Origin of the sequence: Candidatus Berkiella aquae (genome assembly GCF_001431295.2) — a bacterium.
Taxonomy (GTDB): domain Bacteria; phylum Pseudomonadota; class Gammaproteobacteria; order Berkiellales; family Berkiellaceae; genus Berkiella; species Berkiella aquae.
This window is the reverse complement of sequence record NZ_LKAJ02000001.1, coordinates 3044564-3065034: the sequence shown is the minus strand read 5'-3', so window position 1 is coordinate 3065034 and position 20471 is coordinate 3044564. Positions and strand designations below refer to the sequence as shown.

At 41.6% G+C, this 20471-nt stretch carries 22 protein-coding genes; 14 read left to right on the top strand and 8 right to left on the bottom strand.

The genetic code is table 11. From position 1 onward, the window contains the following. The first annotated feature begins 18 nt into the window (after positions 1 to 18). From ffh to HT99x_RS13375, 11 genes are all read left to right on the top strand, one after another. Complete coding sequence (gene ffh / locus HT99x_RS13425; RefSeq protein WP_075065417.1) at positions 19 to 1398, top strand: signal recognition particle protein; 1380 nt, start codon at positions 19 to 21, stop codon at positions 1396 to 1398. Between the two features lie 106 nt (positions 1399 to 1504). Next, the gene (rpsP, locus tag HT99x_RS13420) at positions 1505 to 1762 is read left to right on the top strand and encodes a 30S ribosomal protein S16 (RefSeq protein WP_075065418.1); all 258 of its coding nucleotides are present in this window, start codon (positions 1505 to 1507) and stop codon (positions 1760 to 1762) included. Continuing rightward, positions 1759 to 2289, top strand: a complete 531-nt coding sequence (rimM, locus tag HT99x_RS13415; protein ID WP_158003354.1) for a ribosome maturation factor RimM — start codon at positions 1759 to 1761, stop codon at positions 2287 to 2289. The genes rpsP and rimM overlap by 4 nt, the downstream gene beginning before the upstream one ends. A 5-nt stretch (positions 2290 to 2294) precedes the next feature. Next, entirely contained in the window at positions 2295 to 3047 is a 753-nt protein-coding gene (gene trmD / locus HT99x_RS13410) for a tRNA (guanosine(37)-N1)-methyltransferase TrmD (protein ID WP_075065420.1), read from the top strand. A 14-nt stretch (positions 3048 to 3061) separates the two neighbouring features. Beyond that, a complete protein-coding gene (gene rplS, locus HT99x_RS13405; protein ID WP_075065421.1) occupies positions 3062 to 3445 on the top strand; it encodes a 50S ribosomal protein L19 in 384 nt (127 codons plus the stop codon). Between the two features lie 71 nt (positions 3446 to 3516). Beyond that, a complete protein-coding gene (locus tag HT99x_RS13400; RefSeq protein ID WP_075065422.1) occupies positions 3517 to 4002 on the top strand; it encodes a methylated-DNA--[protein]-cysteine S-methyltransferase in 486 nt (161 codons plus the stop codon). Between the two features lie 249 nt (positions 4003 to 4251). Continuing rightward, complete coding sequence (dsbC, locus tag HT99x_RS13395) at positions 4252 to 4995, top strand: bifunctional protein-disulfide isomerase/oxidoreductase DsbC (RefSeq protein WP_083482801.1); 744 nt, start codon at positions 4252 to 4254, stop codon at positions 4993 to 4995. 344 nt (positions 4996 to 5339) lie between these two features. Next, the gene (locus HT99x_RS13390; RefSeq protein WP_075065423.1) at positions 5340 to 6038 is read left to right on the top strand and encodes a hypothetical protein; all 699 of its coding nucleotides are present in this window, start codon (positions 5340 to 5342) and stop codon (positions 6036 to 6038) included. A 251-nt stretch (positions 6039 to 6289) separates the two neighbouring features. Next, positions 6290 to 7024 (top strand): hypothetical protein, encoded by a 735-nt coding sequence (locus HT99x_RS13385; RefSeq protein WP_075065424.1) that lies wholly within the window; start codon positions 6290 to 6292, stop codon positions 7022 to 7024. A 703-nt stretch (positions 7025 to 7727) separates the two neighbouring features. Next, positions 7728 to 8378 (top strand): hypothetical protein, encoded by a 651-nt coding sequence (locus HT99x_RS13380; RefSeq protein ID WP_075065425.1) that lies wholly within the window; start codon positions 7728 to 7730, stop codon positions 8376 to 8378. Positions 8379 to 8617: 239 nt separating this feature from the next. Then, entirely contained in the window at positions 8618 to 9145 is a 528-nt protein-coding gene (locus HT99x_RS13375) for a hypothetical protein (protein ID WP_075065426.1), read from the top strand. A 55-nt stretch (positions 9146 to 9200) separates the two neighbouring features. On the opposite strand, the gene HT99x_RS13370 is transcribed toward HT99x_RS13375, so the two are convergent. Further along, positions 9201 to 10802, bottom strand: a complete 1602-nt coding sequence (locus tag HT99x_RS13370) for a 4Fe-4S dicluster domain-containing protein (RefSeq protein WP_075065427.1) — start codon at positions 10800 to 10802, stop codon at positions 9201 to 9203. A gap of 71 nt (positions 10803 to 10873) precedes the next feature. Here HT99x_RS13370 and HT99x_RS13365 point away from each other — a divergent pair, with 71 nt between their 5' ends. From HT99x_RS13365 to HT99x_RS13355, 3 genes are all read left to right on the top strand, one after another. Further along, a complete protein-coding gene (locus tag HT99x_RS13365) occupies positions 10874 to 11629 on the top strand; it encodes an electron transfer flavoprotein subunit beta/FixA family protein (RefSeq protein ID WP_075065428.1) in 756 nt (251 codons plus the stop codon). A gap of 1 nt (position 11630) precedes the next feature. Continuing rightward, complete coding sequence (locus HT99x_RS13360; RefSeq protein WP_075065429.1) at positions 11631 to 12563, top strand: FAD-binding protein; 933 nt, start codon at positions 11631 to 11633, stop codon at positions 12561 to 12563. 161 nt (positions 12564 to 12724) lie between these two features. Further along, positions 12725 to 14596 carry a protein kinase domain-containing protein gene (locus HT99x_RS13355; protein WP_075065430.1) on the top strand — a complete coding sequence of 624 codons (1872 nt, stop codon included), beginning with the start codon at positions 12725 to 12727 and terminating at the stop codon, positions 14594 to 14596. A 49-nt stretch (positions 14597 to 14645) separates the two neighbouring features. Here HT99x_RS13355 and HT99x_RS13350 read toward each other — a convergent pair whose 3' ends face one another. The 7 genes from HT99x_RS13350 to maiA all read right to left on the bottom strand — a co-directional run bounded on the left by HT99x_RS13350 (position 14646) and on the right by maiA (position 20469). Continuing rightward, complete coding sequence (locus HT99x_RS13350; protein ID WP_075065431.1) at positions 14646 to 15650, bottom strand: inorganic phosphate transporter; 1005 nt, start codon at positions 15648 to 15650, stop codon at positions 14646 to 14648. A gap of 19 nt (positions 15651 to 15669) precedes the next feature. Further along, the gene (locus HT99x_RS13345) at positions 15670 to 16308 is read right to left on the bottom strand and encodes a DUF47 family protein (protein WP_075065432.1); all 639 of its coding nucleotides are present in this window, start codon (positions 16306 to 16308) and stop codon (positions 15670 to 15672) included. A gap of 159 nt (positions 16309 to 16467) precedes the next feature. Continuing rightward, complete coding sequence (locus HT99x_RS13340; protein ID WP_259566734.1) at positions 16468 to 16920, bottom strand: NUDIX domain-containing protein; 453 nt, start codon at positions 16918 to 16920, stop codon at positions 16468 to 16470. A gap of 14 nt (positions 16921 to 16934) precedes the next feature. Beyond that, positions 16935 to 18308, bottom strand: a complete 1374-nt coding sequence (locus HT99x_RS13335) for an NAD(P)(+) transhydrogenase (Re/Si-specific) subunit beta (protein WP_075065434.1) — start codon at positions 18306 to 18308, stop codon at positions 16935 to 16937. Further along, positions 18301 to 18594 (bottom strand): proton-translocating transhydrogenase family protein, encoded by a 294-nt coding sequence (locus HT99x_RS13330; RefSeq protein WP_075065435.1) that lies wholly within the window; start codon positions 18592 to 18594, stop codon positions 18301 to 18303. Before HT99x_RS13330 ends, HT99x_RS13335 begins: the two co-directional genes overlap by 8 nt. 26 nt (positions 18595 to 18620) lie before the next feature. Continuing rightward, complete coding sequence (locus HT99x_RS13325; protein ID WP_200957092.1) at positions 18621 to 19721, bottom strand: Re/Si-specific NAD(P)(+) transhydrogenase subunit alpha; 1101 nt, start codon at positions 19719 to 19721, stop codon at positions 18621 to 18623. A 100-nt stretch (positions 19722 to 19821) separates the two neighbouring features. After that, the gene (gene maiA / locus HT99x_RS13320) at positions 19822 to 20469 is read right to left on the bottom strand and encodes a maleylacetoacetate isomerase (protein WP_075065530.1); all 648 of its coding nucleotides are present in this window, start codon (positions 20467 to 20469) and stop codon (positions 19822 to 19824) included. Positions 20470 to 20471 lie beyond the last annotated feature (2 nt).

Genomic DNA, 20471 nt, shown 5'->3' with positions numbered 1-20471 from the left:
GGCATCAGAAGGTGATCCATGTTTGAAAGCTTAACAGAGCGACTAAGTAAGACGTTTCGCAATGTCGTTGGGCGAGGCAAGCTCAGCGAAGAGAATATGAAAGAGACATTGCGTGAAGTAAGAAATGCGCTTTTAGAGGCCGATGTTGCCTTAGAAGTGGTCAATGGTTTTCTTGAAAGTATTAAAGAAGCTGCGCTTGGGATGGAAGTGACGAAAAGTCTCAGTCCTGCTCAAATGTTAGTTAAGATAGTAAATGACAAGCTTGTTACCTTAATGGGAGAAAGCTGCGCAGAGCTTAATTTGCAAACCCAACCGCCTGCCGTTGTTTTAATGGCTGGGTTACAAGGTTCGGGTAAAACCACTAGTACTGCAAAGTTGGCAAAATGGCTTATTGAAAGACAGAAAAAATCGGTATTGTTGGCGAGTGCTGACGTTTATAGGCCTGCAGCAATCGAACAGCTGCGTGTGTTAGCTAAAGAAGTTGGAGCTCACTTTTTTGAAAATGGTGATATCCAAGCGCCGGTTGAGATTGCCAAAGCGGCCTTACAAAGTGGTAAAACCCAGTTTGCGGATGTTGTGATTATCGATACGGCAGGTCGTTTGCATATCGATGATGGCATGATGGACGAAATTAAAGCGATTCATCAAAGCATTTCACCGATTGAGACGCTTTTTGTGGTCGATGGCATGATGGGGCAAGATGCGGCTAAAACAGCAAAAGCTTTTAATGATGCTTTACCTTTAACCGGGGTTGTTGTTACCAAATTAGATGGTGATGCCCGTGGTGGTGCGATTCTCTCAATTCGAGAAATCACAGGGGGTAAGCCCATTAAATTTGTCGGGATGGGTGAGAAAACCGATGCTTTAGAGCCTTTTTATCCCGATAGGATTGCCTCACGTATTCTAGGTATGGGCGATATTTTATCGTTGGTAGAAGATTTAGAGCGTAACCTCGATAAAAAAGAAGCAGATCGGCTTGCTAAAAAACTGAGCAAAGGTAAAGAATTTGATTTAGAAGATTTCCGTTTGCAGCTCATTCAGATGAAAAGCATGGGTGGGATGGCCGGTTTAATGGATAAGTTGCCGGGGATGGCAGCTATTCCTCAAGAAGTGAAATCGAAGGCAAATGATAAAGTGGTTGAGCAAATGTTGGCCATTATCTGTTCGATGACGCTCAAAGAGCGCCGTCGTCCTATGTTATTGAACCAGGGATCTCGTAAACGCAGGATAACGCAAGGTTCAGGAACGGCGATTCAAGATCTTAACCGATTAATGAAGCAATTTACCCAAATGCAAAAAATGATGAAGAAATTTAGCAAAAAGGGTGGGTTAATGAAGATGATGCGAGGCATGAAAGGCATGCAAAATCTCATTCCTGGGGGTGGTTTGCCACATTAGATCGTTCCATGGCGCGTAAACTTAGCGTACAATGGGGCCCCTTTATGGTAGCAACCTGTATTTAATAAGTAAAATATCTAACACATCAAAGAGGAATAACACGACAATGGTGGTGATCCGTTTAGCTCGAAAGGGTGCTAAGAAACGTCCTTTCTTTAACATCGTAGTTGCTGATCAGCGTTATAAGCCTGAAGGCCGTTACATTGAACGCCTTGGTTTTTATAACCCAGTTGCAAGAGGCAAAGAAGAGTTAATCCGTTTAGAACGCGAACGCGTACAACATTGGATTGCTCAAGGTGCGCAAATGTCAGCTCGCGTTGCTAACATTGTTAAGCAATGGGACGAGAAGAACGCAGCAGCGTGAGAGCAGATTCGCTGGTTGTGATTGGGCGGTTAGGGGCGCCATTTGGCGTACAGGGTTGGCAACATGTGCAATCCTTCACCGAACCGCATGATAATGTTTTGAATTATGAAACATTGTATGTGCAGCAAAAAGATCAATGGGTAGCCTTTCGTTTAGAGGAAGGTCGCCGTCATGGTCAAGGTGTTGTTGTTAGGTTGCATGATGTCACCGATTGTGATGTCGCTGCAAAGTTAACGCAATGCCATATCGCTGTGCCAAGAGATGAGCTGCCAGCATTGCCTGCAGATGAATTTTATTGGACCGATTTAGAAAATTTATTGGTCGTTAATGCACAAGGGGAGACGCTGGGACATATCCAGTATCTTTATGAGAATGCCGGCACTGATGTCATGGTGATCAAAAACCAAGACAAAGAGCAGCAAGTCCCCTTTTTGTTGCATGATACGGTGATTGCCGTCGATTTAGAAAAGAAACAAGTTATTGTCGATTGGGAAATGCCTGCTGGCACAGAGCGGGACGATGATTAATACCCATGTGGTGTAGTGTCATTACGATTTTCCCAGAAATGTTTGCCGCAATAAAAGATTATGGCATTACAGGTAGAGCGATCGATAAAGGGATATTAGCGCTTAAGACATTTGATTTACGTGATTTTGCTAACGATAAACATGCCACGGTAGACGATAGACCCTACGGTGGTGGCCCGGGGATGGTGATGATGGCAGAGCCTTTAAGGCTTTCGCTAGAAGCGGCAAAAGAAGCTGCACCCTCTAAGGCAAAAGTGATTTATGTGACGCCTGCCGGGAAGCGTTTTGACCATAAAGCAGCGAGGCGGTTAGCAGATGAAAAACAGCCTCTTATTTTAGTGGCTGGGCGTTATGAAGGTATCGATCAGCGTGTGATTGAGCGTGATATTGATGAGCAATTTTCCATCGGTGATTACGTATTATCGGGTGGTGAATTAGCCGTTATGACAATCATCGATGCGCTAACGCGATGGTTGCCAGGCGCACTGGGGCATGAAGCTTCTGCACCCAATGATGCCTTTAGTGAAGAAAATGCCGGATTATTAGACTGTCCGCACTATACGCGCCCTGCGGATTTGGATGGAGAAGTTGTACCGCCTGTTTTGTTATCAGGCGACCATCAAGCAATTGCTTTGTGGCGTAAGAAGCAGGCGCTTGGGCAAACTTGGCTGAAAAGGCCTGATTTACTACAGCATTTAGCATTAGATAAAACAAGCCAGCAGTTATTGGCTGAGTTTAAACAAGAACAAGAGAATTGATTAGAGGAGTCATGATGAGCAAGATTATTCAACAAATCGAACAGGAACAATTACGTAAAGATATTCCTGAGTTTTCACAAGGGGATACCGTTTGCGTATGGGTGAAAGTAATTGAAGGAACCCGCGAACGTTTACAGGCTTTTGAAGGCGTTGTAATTGCGATTAGAAATCGTGGCTTACACTCTGCTTTTACCGTACGTAAAGTTTCTCATGGTGAAGGCGTAGAACGTGTTTTCCAAACACACAGCCCGATCATTGACAACATTGAAGTAAAACGTCGTGGTAAAGTACGTCAATCCAAATTGTACTACTTACGTGATTTGGCTGGCCGTGCAGCGCGTATTCGTGAAGATTTAAGCAAATCTAAAAAAGAAGATTTAGAAAAAGGCGGCGAATAATCGCTTCTTCTTGATTCTTTCTTGTTCTTCCCCTTCTATTTGCGTAGAAGGGGAAACTATCCAGGACTTCTATGTCTATCCCTCAGTCTTATTTCTTAGAAACCCTCATTGTCTGTCTTGAGCTTCGCTTTGAAGGTGATGTGTTAAGCCATCTCTCTTTTTTTTATGAACGCAAAAAGCAATCAACGTTTGCGCTCAACGCTAAACAAGCGCTTTATGTGAAACAAATAGAGCGTTATTTTAAGCATGCTCAGTCTTTTAATGTCCCTTTAGTCATTAATACCGGCACGCCTTTTCAGCGACGCGTTTGGCAAGCACTTTGTGCTATTCCCGTTGGGCAGACCCGTACTTATGGCGAGTTGGCAAAGCAATTAAAAACGTCCGCCAGATCCATAGGCATGGCTTGTCGTTCTAATCCTATCGCTTTGATCGTGCCCTGCCATCGGGTGGTTGGTGCAAAAGATGCGGGAGGGTTTTGTGGGCACCAACAAGGCAAGCCGATAGCAGTTAAAGAGTGGTTATTGGCTCATGAAGCCACTCAGGTAAAAGCTAGGTAGTTTAAGATAAAAATCCCCCGCTCGCTTTTCAAGCGAGCTGCCCCCTTTTATTCAAAGGGGGCAATCAAAATTCCTCGTTCACAATGTGCGTATGCTTTATATGCCCCCTTTGAATAAAAGGGGGCAGCTCGCAGATGCGTAGCATGGCGAGCGGGGGATTTTTATCCTAATAGCGATTCCAATTGTGAGTCGCTACACTCGCAATCCTCATGTATGATGAGGTGGGTACCAATTTATTAGGGATGAAAAATGCGTAACTATCTATCCGGCTTAATGTTCTCATTCTCAGTTTTGTTATTGCCTTTACAAGTGATTGCTCAGCAAGACACAAAACAAATTGAAGAGAATCTCAAAAAGAATTTCCCCCAGTTAACCATTGAAGAAATTACGCCTGCGCCTATGGCGGGTGTCTATCAGGTTTTAGCGAATGGTAATATCATTTATATTACCCAAGATGGACGTTATCTTATTGCCGGTGATTTGTATGATCTACAAAATGGGCAGAATAATTTAACCGAAAATACGCGTAAGAAATCACGTTTAAAGCATCTTAAAAGTATTGAAGAAGAAAACATGATTGTTTTCCCTGCTAAAAAGCCAGAATATACGGTTACCGTTTTTACCGATGTAGATTGTGGTTATTGCCGAAAATTACATTCTGAAATCAGCAAAATCAATGATTTGGGAATTACCGTCAAATATGTTGCTTTCCCTCGAACGGGTGAGCATTCACCAACCGCTGAAAAAATGAGCAAAGTATGGTGTGCGAAAAATAAACAACAAGCGTTCAATGAGGCTAATCAAGACAAAGCCATAGAAGGGAGTATTTGCCCCGATCAAAGTGTTGCGCGTGGTTATGCATTAGGTAGCGCATTAGGTATTAATGGAACACCTACCATGGTATTTGAAGACGGTACTTTGTTCCCGGGTTATCTGCCGCCAGAAAAATTATTAGAAGCGGTTAAACAGCTTCACCAGCAAGCGAAGAAATAAGCTTTCGCATCTTGCTTGTGGCAAGTACTCTGATGAATATAAACGCTTTATAGCGGGAAAAGCCAATCATAAGATTGGCTTTTTTTGCATACTATTAATAAGTAAAAAAAATTCAAAACAATCTTAAGTGCGCAGAAATTTCTACGCATTCGCTCTCATTCGAACGTCATTGATACTAAAAATAACCACTTATCGGCTTATTGACCGTTTAGTCGTTCGAATTCTGCCTGTTATCCCGAAATGAATGAATCCTGATTGAAAGAAGTTAATCAAATCACTAGCATGCGTCTTGAGATTCAATCTCACCCCCTTAAATTTAGTTCTTTCTAGAGAGGAAAAAATACATGTTAGATTTTATTAAGAATAAAGCTATTGCAGCAAAAGATGCCGCTGTTAGTACAACTAAATCTGTTGCTGGTTACGTTGCTGAAAAAGCAATTGCTGCAAAAGATTACGCTGTTGAACAAGCTTCCGAAACTGCTGCATGGTATAGCGATATGCGCGTAACCCCACGTGAAAAATTAGTTGCAACCATTGGTGGTATTGCTGGCGTTGGCGCTGCTTGGGCTGCATTCACTTTAGGTTTTGGTTCTGCTCCTATCACAGCTTTAACATTAGGCCTTACTCCGCTTGCTACGACTGCAATCACAGGTCTTGCAGTTGGCACAGGCGTTCTTGCTAAGAAAGCAGTTAAAGGTGGCTTGAATTTAGTTATTGATAAATTAGAAGATTACGCTGCAACTGAAGGTAAAGAAAATTCCTTTATTGCTCGTCGTTTAGCAACAGGATACGAACAACCTGCTGATGTAAAACCTTCTAAAGATTTTGGTCATTACAAAGCTAAATTCGGTGATTTAGAAGCAGACGAATCAAAAGGTTTACTTGCTGATTTGAAAAATGCAGCGGTTCAAACGTTCATGCGAGCTAGCTTGACCCGTGGTCGTCACCAAGGCGTAGAATATAGCAATCTTCCTACTTATACCCAAAAAGATTTGGACAAAGTTCAAGAAGCAACAACTCGTTCAGGTAAAAAATTCCGTTAATCGTTTAAATCTCGGAATGAAAAAGCCAATCGAAAGATTGGCTTTTTTTTTGGGGGTGTAGATACCAAATGGTTTGATGTCGCACAAGCAAATGCACCCATTTGTCTAATTGACCGTTTAGTTGTTCGAATATTCCTGTCATCCTAAAATAGGGCTACTTGATTGAACATAGCCATTTAAATCACTAGCATGCCTCCTGAGATTAAATCTCACCCTTTTAAATTTAATTCTTTCTAGAGAGGAAAAAAAATATGTTAGATTTTTTTAAAAATAAAGCCATCGCTGCGAAAAACTATGTTGTTGATACAACGACAGAAACGGCTGAATGGTATGGCGATATGCGCGTAACCCCACGCGAAAAAATCGTTGCAACGCTTGGTGGTATTGCTGGTGTTGGCGCCGCTTGGGCTGCTTTCACTTTAGGTTTCGGTTCTGCTCCAATTACTGCATTAACATTAGGTATTACCCCACTTGCTACAACGGCAATTACCGGTCTTGCAGTTGGAACTGGTTTGCTTGCCAAGAAATTGGCTGGTGGCGCTATCAATTTAGTTGTTGATAAATTAGAAGATTACGCTGCGACTGAAGGTAAAGAAAATTCCTTTATTGCTCGTCGTTTAGCAACAGGATACGAACAACCTGCTGATGTAAAACCTTCTAAAGATTTTGGTCATTACAAAGCTAAATTCGGTGATTTAGAAGCAGACGAATCAAAAGGTTTACTTGCTGATTTGAAAAATGCAGCGGTTCAAACGTTCATGCGAGCTAGCTTGACCCGTGGTCGTCACCAAGGCGTAGAATATAGAGATCTTCCTACTTATACTCAAATGGATTTGGACAAAGTTCAAGAAGCGACAACCCGTTCAGGAAGAAACTACCGTAATGTATCTGATTTCAATGCATCCGTCGTACGTCAAGATGTACGCCACGATGCGCGTCAAGAAGCGGCTTCCAGCCGTACTCGTTCAGGGAGAAAATACCAATAAGGAAGAACTAAGAGGTGTAAAAAAGCCAATCGCAAGATTGGCTTTTTTTTTGGGTTGCGGCAGCAACCTAAGTTGCTAACCCCGGATGGAAAGCATTATGCGATAGCAAAATTGCTTGGAATCCGGGGTATAGCGTATCTCCTCAGATTTCAACCGGCGAACCGGTGAAACAATGATTGTTTTTATCCGGGTTCCACTCACTTGCCTTACTGCTCGTTCGTTCTATCCGTGGCTATTAAATGTCGCAGCTACCGCTGCTTAACATTTCAACTTCTGACATTTATGCAACAACGCGGACAAGTCGATAGAAGCAGGTGGTCATAAATATGAAATAAATTTAATCACGAATGATGAAGCTCATTGGTAAAAACATTATTATTTCACAAATATAAAATTAATTCGAATCACGATGTTTTTCAAAGCATAAACGGCTTATATTTTAATAAATATTCGATACTAATAAAATAATTTCTAACACAATAATGTCAAAATATTAATTATCATTCGAAGAACATAAAAAATATTTAATTAAAATATAAGAACAAATAGTTCAATTCATTCATTATTGTTTTTTTATTAACCATTAAACCTTCTTAATCCTGCCTGTCATCCTAATGACGATTGAAACAAATCATTCACGTCACTAACATCGCCGCTTGAGATGATATCTCATTAATGTTTAACCCCAATTGAGGAAAATACGATGTTTGAATATTTAAAAAATAAAGTTTCAGATGCATACAATTATGTAAAAGACACAGCAAGCGACACTATCGAATGGTATCGTGATATGCAAGTGACACCGCGTGAAAAAATGATTGCGGCCGCAAGCAGTATTGCTGCTGTTGGCGCTGCATGGGCAGCTTTCACATTAGGTTTTGGTTCAGCACCTATCACTGCATTAACACTAGGTTTAACACCGCTTGCAACAACTGCAGTCACAGCACTTGCTGCTGGTGCAGGGTATGCAACAAAGAAATTAACCAATGGTGCGTTAAATTTAGTTTCTAATGCGATTGAAAGCGTTGCTTCTAAAAATGATGATGGTTTCGTTGCAAAACGATTGGGTCAAGGAACGCTGTTTGATCGTGCTTTAGCAGGTGAATACCGCCCAACATTCGGTCCTGATAGACAAAATGATATGGATCTTAAACCAGGTAAAGCAATTGCTCTAAATGAAAAGTTAGCTCTGCGTAGAGATTTTAAAGATACCCAAGTTGAGAGTGAAACACGTCCTACCTTGTTTAGTCGTGGTAGAAAAGGTGTTCAGTACACCGTTCCTGCTATCGATGCTGATGCAATCGATGCTATGCCACAACATACGACCCGTTCCGGAAAATCTTTCCGTAACTAATGCTCTCTCTCTGAAAGACCAAAAAGGCCAATCATCTGATTGGCTTTTTTGCTTATTTTTCACCGTTTTAGCGTGCCAGGGTTTTCCCTAGTTTTTTTCATTTTTTTGCCATTAATTTCTAACAATTCGCCCATCGTCCTAATCTCCGTCAATTGCGTTGAAACCAGTTAAGTGTGCTACTAACATGTTGCTTGAGAATTGTTCTCATCGTTAAATTGACTGAAATAGAGAGGAAAAGAATGAAGCTCCCATTTACCAATATTCGATTTGAAGTGACACGCCAGGAAAAAATCGGTGTGACTGCTGCTGCACTTAGCGTCTGGCCCTTGTTTTCTTTAGCATTTGGCTCAGCTCCTTTAACCATAATCACTGCAATTGGTACCCCTGCGGCAACGACGTTGTTGACAGGTACGGTGATGGGCATTGGCTATGGTGTTAAAAAAGTAGCTGAGAAAATTACGGATAAACTCGAAGATTATGCTGCAACAGAAGGTAACGAAAATAGCCTTATCGCAAAATATTTAGCGCCAGCCTATCAAGCAGAATTAGACGCGGATGAAGAGTTAGATTCTGATTTAGAAGATGATAGCGATTTAGATTTGGATGAAAATTTAGCGCAAACCGAATTTGATTCTTATGCACCTCGCACCTTAACCCATTGGCAAGAACGCACAGTGCGTTATAACGTACCTGCGATAACACGTGAAGAGCTAGATGAGATCCCTGTGAATACCACGCGCTCAGGCATGTGTTTTGGTAGCAATTAATCTCAGAGGGGACCGAAAGAGCCAATCATCTGATTGGCTCCTTTCTGGTAATTTATTACATATTGCTGTAATTAGGTCCGCCCCCCCCTTCTGGCGCTTCCCAAGTAATATTTTGCGTAGGATCTTTAATATCGCACGTTTTACAGTGAATGCAATTTTGCGCATTTATTTGGAGTTTTTTATTGCCATTGGCATCGTCAATAAATTCGTAAACACCTGCTGGACAGTAGCGCGCTTCAGGGCCTGCATATTGCTGCCAATTAATTTTAACAGGAACTGTCGGATCGCTTAGTTTTAAATGAACGGGTTGATTTTCTTCGTGAAAGACATTGCTTCTAGCAAGAGAGGTCATTTTATCAAAGCTAATTTTTCCATCAGGTTTAGGATAAATAATCGGTTGATAAGCTTTCGCCGGTTTGAGATAGGTATAATCCGCACGATGTGAAAGTGTCCAAGGTGCTTTACCTCGAAGTAGATAGGTATCGACTGCGGCATAGGTTAAGCCTGCGAATAATCCCATACGAAAAGCGGGGCGGATATTTCGCACAGGATATAAATCGTTTTTGATCCAACTTTGTTTTAATTGCTGCTCATAATCGGTATTAGAAAAAAGCGCTTGTGCGGCTAGCATGCCTGATTTCATTGCTGTGTGTGACCCTTTTATTTTAGGAACATTCATAAAGCCTGCGGCGTCGCCGATTAATAATCCACCCGGAAAAGTTAATTGAGGAATCGATTGCCATCCGCCTTCATTTAAGGCCCTGGCACCATAACTTTGACATTGTGCATTTTCTAATAACGGTGCAATATGTGGATGATGTTTAAAGCGTTGAAATTCTTCATAAGGATTTAAGTAAGGATTTTGATAATCTAAACCAATCACTAAACCAATACTCAGTAGATTATTTCCCCAATGATAAAGAAAACTGCCACCGTAAGTACTTTGATCTAAAGGCCAACCAACGGTATGAGTGACAGTACCTGTGCGGTGTTTTTCTGATTTAATTTCCCAGATCTCTTTAATGCCAATGGCATAGGTTTGGGGTTGGCTGTTTTTGGCTAAATCAAAACGCTTAATCAGTTGTTGGGTTAAAGAGCCACGGCAACCTTCAGCAAAGACCGTCTTTTTCGCTAATAAATGCATACCTGCTTGAAAATGCGAAGTGGGATTACCTTGTTTATCGCGTCCCACATCGTTAGTAGACACCCCAATCACTTCGCCTTGTTGATTATAAAGCAAGGTGCTTGCCGCAAAACCAGGATAGATCTCAACCCCTAAGCTTTCAGCTTGTTTTGCTAACCAACGGCAAAGTAATCCCAGACTAATAATATAATGACCGTGATTATGCATTTGCGGTGGCGTTGGTAATCTAAAGGCTTTGCTTGCGCTAAGCCATAAAAATTCATCTTGCGTGACTTGCGTATGTAAGGGCGCACCTTGTTGTTGCCAATCAGGGAGCAATTCATTCAAAGCACGAGGTTCAAATACGGCCCCCGAAAGAATATGAGCGCCGACTTCTGCGCCTTTTTCCAAAAGGCAGATCTTTGGTTGTTGGTTAGAGTCCTTGCAAAGCTGAGCATAACGGATCGCACAGGCAAGGCCTGCTGGCCCTGCGCCAACAATGACGACATCATATTCCATTGATTCCTGTGTCATGTTATCTCTTGCCATATAAGTTCGGTATACTTCACAGTAAACAGGGATGACGATGAAATCAAGGAGCCAAAATGAAAGTTCTCGTACCGATTAAACGGGTTGTCGATCCGTACGTCAAAATTCGCGTTAAAAGTGATGGCACAGGGGTTGATACTGAGCAATTAAAAATGGTGATTAATCCATTTGATGAAATTGCAATTGAAGAAGCAATACGTTGGAAAGAAGCAAAACTCATAACCGAAATTATCGTTGTTTCTTTAGGCACTAGTGCAGTGCAAGAATCATTAAGAAATGGCTTGGCACTGGGAGCTGATTCGGCATTACATTATGAAACGCATCAGAAACTAGAACCATTAAGTATCGCCAAATGTTTAGCGGCGATAGCAAAAGAGCAGCAAGCCGATATTATTATTATGGGCAAACAAGCAATCGATGATGATTGTAATCAAACAGGGCAAATGTTGGCTGCTCTTTTAAATTGGCCACAAGCGACATTTGCTTCTAAAGTTGAATTTGCCAATGATAAAAAATCTTTGAACGTAACAAGAGAAATTGATTCTGGTTTAGAAACGCTCAACGTGCAATTGCCCTGTGTCATTACCACTGATTTACGTTTAAATGAACCTCGTTATGCAACCTTACCTAACATCATGCAAGCAAAACGTAAACCGTTAACGACCCATGAATTGGCAAGTTTAGATATCGATATCACACCACGCCTTAAGGTTTTAAAAGTGAGCCCACCGCCTGCAAGAAAGCCAGGAAAAATCGTCAGAGATGTGCAAGAACTTATGCATTGTTTACGTGATGTTGAAAAGGTGATTTAACATGAACAAAGTTTTAGTCATTGCCGAACAAACGGATGGAAAATTGGCGGCAAGTAATGGAGCAACGATTGCGGCGGCATTAAAATTAGCGCAACACTGTGATGTATTATTAGCTTGTGATAATGCACAGCTTGCGGCAGCATTAAGTGAATTATCGGGGGTTAAAACCATCAAAACCATCGTGCAACAACGGTTTTTACATGTGCTTGCCGAAGATTTAGCACCCATCATCGTTAAACAAGCGGCGAGTTACTCCCATATATTGGCACCTGCCACCACTTTTGGCAAAAATCTGCTACCTAGAGTAGCCGCTTTATTAGATGTTGCGATGATTTCTGATGTAACATTGATTGAAAATGCAGATACTTTTGTGCGTCCTATCTATGCAGGTAATGCGTTTGAAACCGTGCAATCGATGGATCTCATCAAATTATTAACGATCAGAACGACAGCCTTCGATGCGATAGCAAAAGGTGAGAATAAAGCTACAATAGAATCGCTAACAGAAGAATTTACGCCTTATCCTGCTATCCATTTTGTCTTGGCAGATACGCCTGAGATGACGCGACCAGATTTAACGACTGCAAAGATCGTGGTGTCGGGTGGGCGAGGTTTAAAAAGTAAAGAAAACTTCCACATTGTAGAATCGTTAGCAGACAAGTTGGGTGCGGCGGTGGGCGCTTCTCGTGCAGCTGTTGATGCTGGCTTTGTGCCAAATGAACTACAAGTTGGACAAACCGGAAAAATGGTTGCACCAACGTTATATATTGCGATTGGTATTTCAGGTGCGATTCAACACTTGGCAGGCATGAAAGATAGTAAAGTCATTGTTGCTATTAACAAAGATAGCGATGCACCGATTTTTCAAGTCGCTGATTATGGCATTGTGGGGGACTTATTTACGATAGTGCCGGAAATTGAAAAAGCTTTATAAATGTAACGCCAGGCACTTTAAGTCATACTTTACAGCTTGAAGTGCCTCATAAAGCGTGCTTATGCAAGTTTCCACAAAAATTCAACGCAATATTTCCCACATGAACTTTTTCAGCAGGGCTGACTCCAATCAATAATGCTTGTTAACGTGGAGAAAGGTATATGCCCGCAAGTGAGCCAAATTTAAAGGGTTTTACCGCAGAAAACTGGGGTAAACGCTGGGAAATCATTGAGAGGATTGTTGAGCTTGCACGGGCGGATAGAGTAGCCCAGTCACTGCCATTAGAATTCAAATTAAATGCGAATGAAGTTGCTCGATATCTAAGAAAACTTCAAGAGACAGGTGTCGACATCACTGAAGCTAGCGCACATTCCATTGTCGTATTTCCCGATAGGATTATTGCTATGGATAAAAATCCAAACAAAGAAGGAAGTTATGAGCAGCGTTACCTAGGGAATGGGAAATTTGGCAGAGTTAAACTGGGAAAAGATAAAGAAGGCAATGCTTATGCATTAAAAGTTGAGCGCAAAAAAAGTGATCAAAAATCTGCTCAAGAACAAGCCATTATGGAAGCAATTGGTGTACGTATCGGAGGTGTGTCCTATCAAACGAATACGACAAAACCTTGGTTAGATGAAAAGCCAATCCATGAAAAAGAATTAACCGTGATGAAATTAATTCGCGGCACTAAGCTATCTGCATTTTTGCTGCGTGGGGCAGCTCCTAGCTTTTACAGCCTCGATGTTCGGCAGAGAATGTTAATTGCGATGGGTATTATCCGCGCAATCGATAATTTGAATAATTATGGATTTGCTCATCGCGATACCAAAGCAGATAATTTCATGCTAGATATAACGCAGCTCCCCCCGGTAAAAAAGTTGTCGGCAGATAATGTAGCAGCTTATCTTCGTGGCGAATTGCCAGGTTATGATTTTAATAATCTCATTCGGGAAATCGATTGGGGCCTCGCAATCCCGATTTCGGTTGAACCACAAGTTTTTATGCGATCTGAGTCAAAACAAGTATACAGTATTGGGTATACAGCGCCTGAATATTATACAAGTGAAACATATTCTCGATTATCAGAGACTTATACGGTTGCTAAATTATTGAAAAATATTCTCGCATTTGATGCTGATATACTATCAAAAATTTTACCGGATGAATTAGTATTGGCCGTAAAACATTACGAAGAATGTAGTAAGCAGTATAATGCTCATCTACGTTTAATACAAAATAGCATAAAAGAAACGAATGGGATGATTGAACCAACGGTTGCCAAAGATTTATTAGAAAAGGAAATCAGTCTTGCTAGTTTTCGTGATGAAAGTAAGAGTACGTTAGCAGAACTGTTAAACATTTACCCTCCCAATACAAGGCCATCGTTATTAGAACTATCTAACGATTTCGAAATGAGGCTTATAAATATATCGAGAGACTTGCAATCGAGATCGCAATTTCGGATTGTCAAACAGAGCGCGAGTGCATCAGGGGAGGAGTCATCTGGTTATGAAGAAGAACTGGAATCCATCGATGAGTTTGAAGAGTCTGGTTATCCAGATGAAATGGAAGGCGATATCCGGCATGAGCTATCTGGCTTCACTAGCTCCACTAGCTCCACTAGCTCCACTAGCTCTGAAGAATCCATCACGGCGTCATCCTCTTCGACCCACTCTGATGAGGATGCCCAAGGCTTGGATTCATCGATGAGAACAAGGCGAACCTTTACAACCTCATTTTCACGTTCGCAAACGCCTGAAATGATACTCCCCCACTTTGCCTTAATAGAAAGTACCGAAGAACGCAATGAATTTTTGATGGCAAATTGTATCCTGGTAGAGGAAGAAGAGGTTGCCAAGGTACTCCAGACTCAAAGCTTCGAAGATTTACGTGAACTCTTAAACTTTGTTGCAGAAAAAGAATCCGACAAACTCATGTCCATTGATCCTAAGATTAAAAGCTTTATTTTGGAGAAAATTGAAGCAGAAATGGTCAGACAAAGCCCGTCTTCTCCTTCACCCGCCAGACGCTAAAAGATGGATTTCAATGTGACGCACGGATTGAATCCGTGCTTGCTGTGATTTAAGCGAATCTGGCAATAGCCCAATGCATGAAAGTATATAAGCCCCCAGATAAGAAGAAAGAGACCGGGAGGGTTAAAACCCAAGCGCTCATAATATTAGCGATAACGGGTAATTTGAGAGCTGAAAGCCGTTGCGCTGAACCCACACCCATAATCGAGGTCGTAATGGTGTGTGTGGTGCTAACGGGAATACCAAAATGGGCCGTTAAAAATAAGATACTACCGCCAGTGGCTTCTGCTGCAAATCCTTGGATAGGGGTGATTTTAACCATTTTAGAGCCAACGGTACGCATGATTTTCCAACCACCTGCCATGGTGCCAAGTCCCATTGTTAAAGCGCAAGTGATGACAATCCAATTAGAAACCTCAAATTCGGTTTGATAGTAGGTAGCAACGGCAAGTGCAATAATACCCATGGTTTTTTGTGCATCGTTGGTACCATGAGTTAGACAAAGATAACCCGAAGAAAGGATCTGTAGTTTACGAAACCAGGCATTCAAAGTGGGTAACGCAATACGATGCAATAACCAAAAAAGACCTACCATCACAAAGTAACCGATAATAAAGGCCATGATGGGTGAGGTGAACATGGGGATAATGACTTTGCCGGTGATTTTATCCCAATGTAGGCTTTGTCCGCCTGCCGCAAAAGCGGTGGCACCCATGAGTGATCCCATCAGTGCATGAGAGGAACTAGAAGGTAGTCCTTTGTACCACGTCAATAAATTCCAAATAATGGCGCTGATAAGTGCAGCTAACAATACTTCAGAGGTAACTGCTTGGGCATCGACTAAGCCTTGACCAACGGTAGTCGCGACTTTGGTACCCAGTAATGCACCAATAATATTGAGTATTGCACCATAAGTAACAGCAACACGTGGAGATAGCACTTTGGTTGAGACAACGGTTGCAATCGCATTCGCCGCATCATGAAACCCATTGATGTAATCAAAAATGAGCGCAATAACAACAATGCTAACAAATAGCAAAAAAGCAAGTTCCATGGTTGTTCCTCAGCGATTCTTAAGAATGTTTCAATACGACTTCGAGGATAACGTTAGCAACATCGCGATGCCTGTCAACAATGCCTTCCATCAAGCCATAGATTTCTTTTCGGATCAGGATTTTTTTAAAGTCGTTTTCATATTGATAGAGATCAATAGTTAATTGATTTAACAATTGATCTGTATTGGCTTCGATATTATGAATCAGTGCACATTTATCATGAACAGGTTTGCTATCTTTCAAAGTTTTCAAACCTTTCATTAAGGTGTGCACCACATCAGATGCTTCCACCATGTTACTGGTCAGCTTAAAAAAGTCGTTTTGAAAGGGGCGTAATTGAAATGCAACGATGCGCTCTTGCGCTTTCTCACAGGTCTTAAGGATTTTATACAATCCGCGTGAAAGTCGATGGATATCTTCATGATCAAAAGGAGTCACTAACGTGCGACATAAGCGCTCGGTGATCTCATAGGTGACTTCTTTGGTTTTATGCTTAGCAGTTTCAATCTCGCGAGCAATTTTAAACGCATTGTCGCGATCTTCTTCATTGGTGAGATCTTTTAATAGGTGAATGGCAGTGTTGGCATATTCACTTGTTTGGTACAGTAGTTCAAAAAACTTGTTATCTTGGGGTAGCAAGTTAATGCCAAAGACCATAAAGTTAACTCTCCAACATGTATTTGTGTCAATAATTCGATTTGCACGAAGTATCGCTGTAACTTGCCACCATGACAAGCGAATTATGCGTATTTTTATGACAGCGGATATATAAAAGGGTCGCTTTAGGCTCTTGAGGCAAGTAAATGAGTTATTTATTTACCATATATCAGCAGGTGAAAGCCCTTCAAAGACCTCTTTAATACGTTGGCGTGTACTGTCAGTAACGGTGGGGGGTAAATCCTGCCAAGCAAACCAGGCGATTTGTTTAATTTCTTGGCATGGTTGTTTTTCTTGAATTTTAAACTGTCTCACAACATAAAGCAGGGGATAATCATCGGCGCCGTAAACTTTGTGTGCGTAGGCGCCAAACAATTGTGGTTCTCCCAGCACCTCTAACCCGGTTTCTTCTTGTACTTCTCGGCACATAGCGACTTTAGGGGATTCTCCGCTAGCAAGGCCGCCACCGGGCAAATGCCATCCTTGCACATAGGTATGTTCGACTAAGAGAACGCGATTGCCAGCATCAATGATTAAGGCTTTGACGCCCACCGTTGCAACCCCCAGTAGGCGTTGCAACTGTCGACGAATATAAATAACCAAACGAACCATTCGCATGCTTAGAATTACAGACCTTTAACCGACTGCACTAATTTATTCACCACCTCTTGGCCGTCGCCATACAGCATACGAGTGTTGTCGAGGGTGAAGAGGCTATTTTCGACGCCAGAGAAGCCTTTACCTTGACCGCGTTTAATGACCAAAATATTTTGCGCATGGTTAACGTCTAAAATAGGCATCCCGTAAATAGGGCTTTCAGGATGTGTTTTTGCAGAAGGATTTACCACGTCATTGGCACCAATGACTAAAACGGTATCGGTATTAGAGAATTCAGCGTTGATTTCTTCTAAATCGAACAATTTGTCATAAGGAACGCCGGCTTCTGCAAGTAAAACGTTCATATGGCCTGGCATACGACCCGCAACTGGATGAATCGCAAATTTTACCGTGACGCCTTTTTGTTCGAGCTGTTGTGCTAATTCCCAAATTTTATGTTGGGCTTGCGCAACGGCCATTCCATAACCTGGAACGATAATCACCTTCTTAGAATAAGCCATCATGACGGCCGCATCACTTTGTTCAATCGGCTTTAAGCTACCACCATTGTCTTCTTCAACTTGTTGTGTTGTTGCGCTAAGCGGAGAGAATAAGATGGAAGAAACCGATTTATTCATGGCTTTCGCCATTAATTGCGTGAGCAAAGTACCGGATGCACCTACAACGGTGCCCGCGATAATTAAAGCATAATTATGTAAAGCAAAACCGTTAAAGCCTACCGCTAAGCCTGTCATCGCATTGAATAATGAAATAACAATCGGCATATTTGCACCACCAATTGGAATGGTGAAGGTGATGCCCAATAATAATAGTAAAGCAAAGAAGGGGATCATTAAGAAGGTGGCTTTTGGCATGAATAACAATAAAGCACCGAGTACCAAACTTGAAACCAGTAATATCATGTTAATGGCTTGGTGTTTGGGTAAGATAACAACCCGTTTCATGAGATCTTGCAATTTAGCAAAAGCAATAATACTGCCGCTAAAAGAGATGGTTCCGATAATCGCACCTAAAATAGATAAAGTGCTCATTGCAAAGGTTAATTCATGATGGTTCAGTAATTCAATCACCGCAATGGCACCGGCTGCGCCACCACCCATACCGTTATAAAGCGCAATCATCTGTGGCATGCTAATCATTTGTACTTTATTACCAGAGTACCAGCCAATAAAGGTACCCAATGCAATAGCAATAATCATGATAGCGTAATTGCTAAAACCATGAATTTGCGGAGAAAAGAAAGTAATGATAATCGCACCCAACATCCCGACACCGGCAATGGTAATACCATGTTTTGCGGTTTTAGGTGAGGACATCTGACGAAGGCCAACAATAAGAATGAAAGCGGTGATAAGATAAATAAATTGTAATAAATTATTCATGGGATTTTTGCTCTGGTTTAAACATTTCTAACATACGCTCAGTCACGACAAAACCACCGACAACGTTAATGGTGGCAATGAGCACGGCAATAAAACCAACAAGTTGTTCAAAACCGGTATGTGCTTGCCCCATGGCAATCATTGCCCCGACTAAGATAATGCCATGAATAAAGTTTGTCCCAGACATTAAAGGGGTATGTAAAATCACAGGCACACGGTTGATCACTTCATAGCCGGTAAACGCTGCCAGCATGAAGATGTAAAGAAAAGTGATAAATCCGTCCATTGTTTCCTCTATGGATCAAAAAATGACTAGCTCGCTTTTTGTAACATTTTGCCATCATGCGTTAAGACACTTTGCGCTAAGATGGGATCTTCCCAATCAATATTGATTTTGCCTTCTTTGATGAATAACGATAAAAAGCTCACCACATTTTTGGCATACATAATACTAGCGTCTTTCGCTAACATGCTGGGTAAATTAACGGGGCCATTGATGATGACACCTTGATGAGTCACTGTTTGATGTGCTTGTGTGAGTTCACAATTACCACCTGCAATCGCAGCGATATCAATGATGACAGAACCGGGTTTCATCGATTCAACCATGGCTGTTGTGATAATTTTAGGAGCACTTTTGCCAGGGATTAAAGCGGTAGTAATGACCGCATCTGCGTCTTTTACTGCATTAGCAAGTGCTTGTGTTTGCTTTTGCTTTTCTTCTTCGGTTAATTCTCTGGCGTAACCACCAGTGCCTTCTGCATGAATATCGATATTAATCATTTTAGCGCCTAAGGACTCGACCTGTTCTCTTGCTGCAGGACGAATATCATAAGCCCTTACGATAGCGCCTAAACGATGTGCAGTTGCAATGGCTTGCAAACCGGCAACGCCGGCACCAATGACAAGTACGGTAGCAGGGCGAATGGTGCCTGCTGCGGTTGTTAGCATTGGGAAAAAGCGTGGTAAGAAATTAGCTGCTAATAAAGCGGCTTTATAACCGGTAATGGTTGCTTGCGAAGAAAGCGCATCCATCACTTGAGCACGAGAAATGCGAGGTAAATTTTCGAGTGCAAAACTGGTGATATGTTGCTCTGACATGGCTTGTACTCTATCAGGGTAACGTCCTGGTGAGAGCATTCCTATCACGATGGCATCTTTTTTGAAAAGTTTAATTTCATCTTGCGTGGGTGATTCTACTTTTAGAATCACATCGGCATTTTGATAAAGACTTTGTGCAGAATCATGGAGCTCGACGCCAACATAATCTTCATCCCGAAAGTGAGCATTCAGGCCCGCGCCTTTTTCTAATAAGATCTGGCATCCTAATTGTGTTAAGTTGGAAACTAAAGTAGGTACCAAAGCAACACGATTTTCGCCGCTTGAGATTTCTTTTGGTATGGCTATACGCATAAATATAAGGCTTCTTTATCAATAACTAAAATAATGGGGATCATTATAAGTCATTCAGAATCGAGTATATACTCTTCCCAATTTGAATTTACACTTATAGTTATTTATCTAACGCCCGTGGATGGTTTTCAGGCAATGCTTTTTGAAATGCATCAAGCTTTAAACACTGCTCATTCACTTGATTAAGCCGCGGATAAGCTGACATATCAAACTCAAAACGTAAGGCATTGTAAATTTGTGGTACTAAGCACAGATCAGCAAGGGTTGGTGAATCACCAAAACAAAACCGCTGCGGTTGGTTTTGCGATAACAGTGCTTCTAAGCCATTAAAACCTTCACGTAACCAATGGTGGTACCAACTGATTTTTTGTTCTTCGGTGATGTTTAAGGAATGAACGAGATATCGTAGAACACGCAAATTGTTTAAAGGGTGGATCTCACAGGCAATATGTTGTGCGAAAGCGCGAACATGAGCTCGTAAGATAGCATCCTGAGGCAATAACGCAGGTTCAGGATATTGTTCATCTAAAAATTCTATGATGGCAAGGGATTGCGTTAAAAGCCCGTCATCACTCTCAAGACTAGGCACTAATTTCTGCGGATTGATATTTGCATACAGAGATTGTAACTGTTGCCCACCTTCTTTAACCAGATGAACATGGTGTAAATCATAAGCAATTCCTTTTAAATTAAGCGCTATTCGTACGCGAAAGCTGGCACTGGAACGAAAATAATCATAGAGCTTTATCA

Coding starts and splice junctions, on each gene's coding strand:
- HT99x_RS13350 (WP_075065431.1), bottom strand. CDS start 15,650: ATGGAACTTGCTTTTTTGCTATTTGTTAGCATTGTTGTTATTGCGCTC.
- HT99x_RS13390 (WP_075065423.1), top strand. CDS start 5,340: ATGTTAGATTTTATTAAGAATAAAGCTATTGCAGCAAAAGATGCCGCT.
- HT99x_RS13375 (WP_075065426.1), top strand. CDS start 8,618: ATGAAGCTCCCATTTACCAATATTCGATTTGAAGTGACACGCCAGGAA.
- HT99x_RS13385 (WP_075065424.1), top strand. CDS start 6,290: ATGTTAGATTTTTTTAAAAATAAAGCCATCGCTGCGAAAAACTATGTT.
- HT99x_RS13340 (WP_259566734.1), bottom strand. CDS start 16,920: ATGGTTCGTTTGGTTATTTATATTCGTCGACAGTTGCAACGCCTACTG.
- HT99x_RS13345 (WP_075065432.1), bottom strand. CDS start 16,308: ATGGTCTTTGGCATTAACTTGCTACCCCAAGATAACAAGTTTTTTGAA.
- trmD (WP_075065420.1), top strand. CDS start 2,295: ATGTGGTGTAGTGTCATTACGATTTTCCCAGAAATGTTTGCCGCAATA.
- HT99x_RS13325 (WP_200957092.1), bottom strand. CDS start 19,721: ATGCGTATAGCCATACCAAAAGAAATCTCAAGCGGCGAAAATCGTGTT.
- ffh (WP_075065417.1), top strand. CDS start 19: ATGTTTGAAAGCTTAACAGAGCGACTAAGTAAGACGTTTCGCAATGTC.
- HT99x_RS13330 (WP_075065435.1), bottom strand. CDS start 18,594: ATGGACGGATTTATCACTTTTCTTTACATCTTCATGCTGGCAGCGTTT.
- rpsP (WP_075065418.1), top strand. CDS start 1,505: ATGGTGGTGATCCGTTTAGCTCGAAAGGGTGCTAAGAAACGTCCTTTC.
- HT99x_RS13400 (WP_075065422.1), top strand. CDS start 3,517: ATGTCTATCCCTCAGTCTTATTTCTTAGAAACCCTCATTGTCTGTCTT.
- HT99x_RS13370 (WP_075065427.1), bottom strand. CDS start 10,802: ATGACACAGGAATCAATGGAATATGATGTCGTCATTGTTGGCGCAGGG.
- HT99x_RS13380 (WP_075065425.1), top strand. CDS start 7,728: ATGTTTGAATATTTAAAAAATAAAGTTTCAGATGCATACAATTATGTA.
- HT99x_RS13365 (WP_075065428.1), top strand. CDS start 10,874: ATGAAAGTTCTCGTACCGATTAAACGGGTTGTCGATCCGTACGTCAAA.
- rplS (WP_075065421.1), top strand. CDS start 3,062: ATGAGCAAGATTATTCAACAAATCGAACAGGAACAATTACGTAAAGAT.
- HT99x_RS13355 (WP_075065430.1), top strand. CDS start 12,725: ATGCCCGCAAGTGAGCCAAATTTAAAGGGTTTTACCGCAGAAAACTGG.
- HT99x_RS13360 (WP_075065429.1), top strand. CDS start 11,631: ATGAACAAAGTTTTAGTCATTGCCGAACAAACGGATGGAAAATTGGCG.
- dsbC (WP_083482801.1), top strand. CDS start 4,252: ATGCGTAACTATCTATCCGGCTTAATGTTCTCATTCTCAGTTTTGTTA.
- HT99x_RS13335 (WP_075065434.1), bottom strand. CDS start 18,308: ATGAATAATTTATTACAATTTATTTATCTTATCACCGCTTTCATTCTT.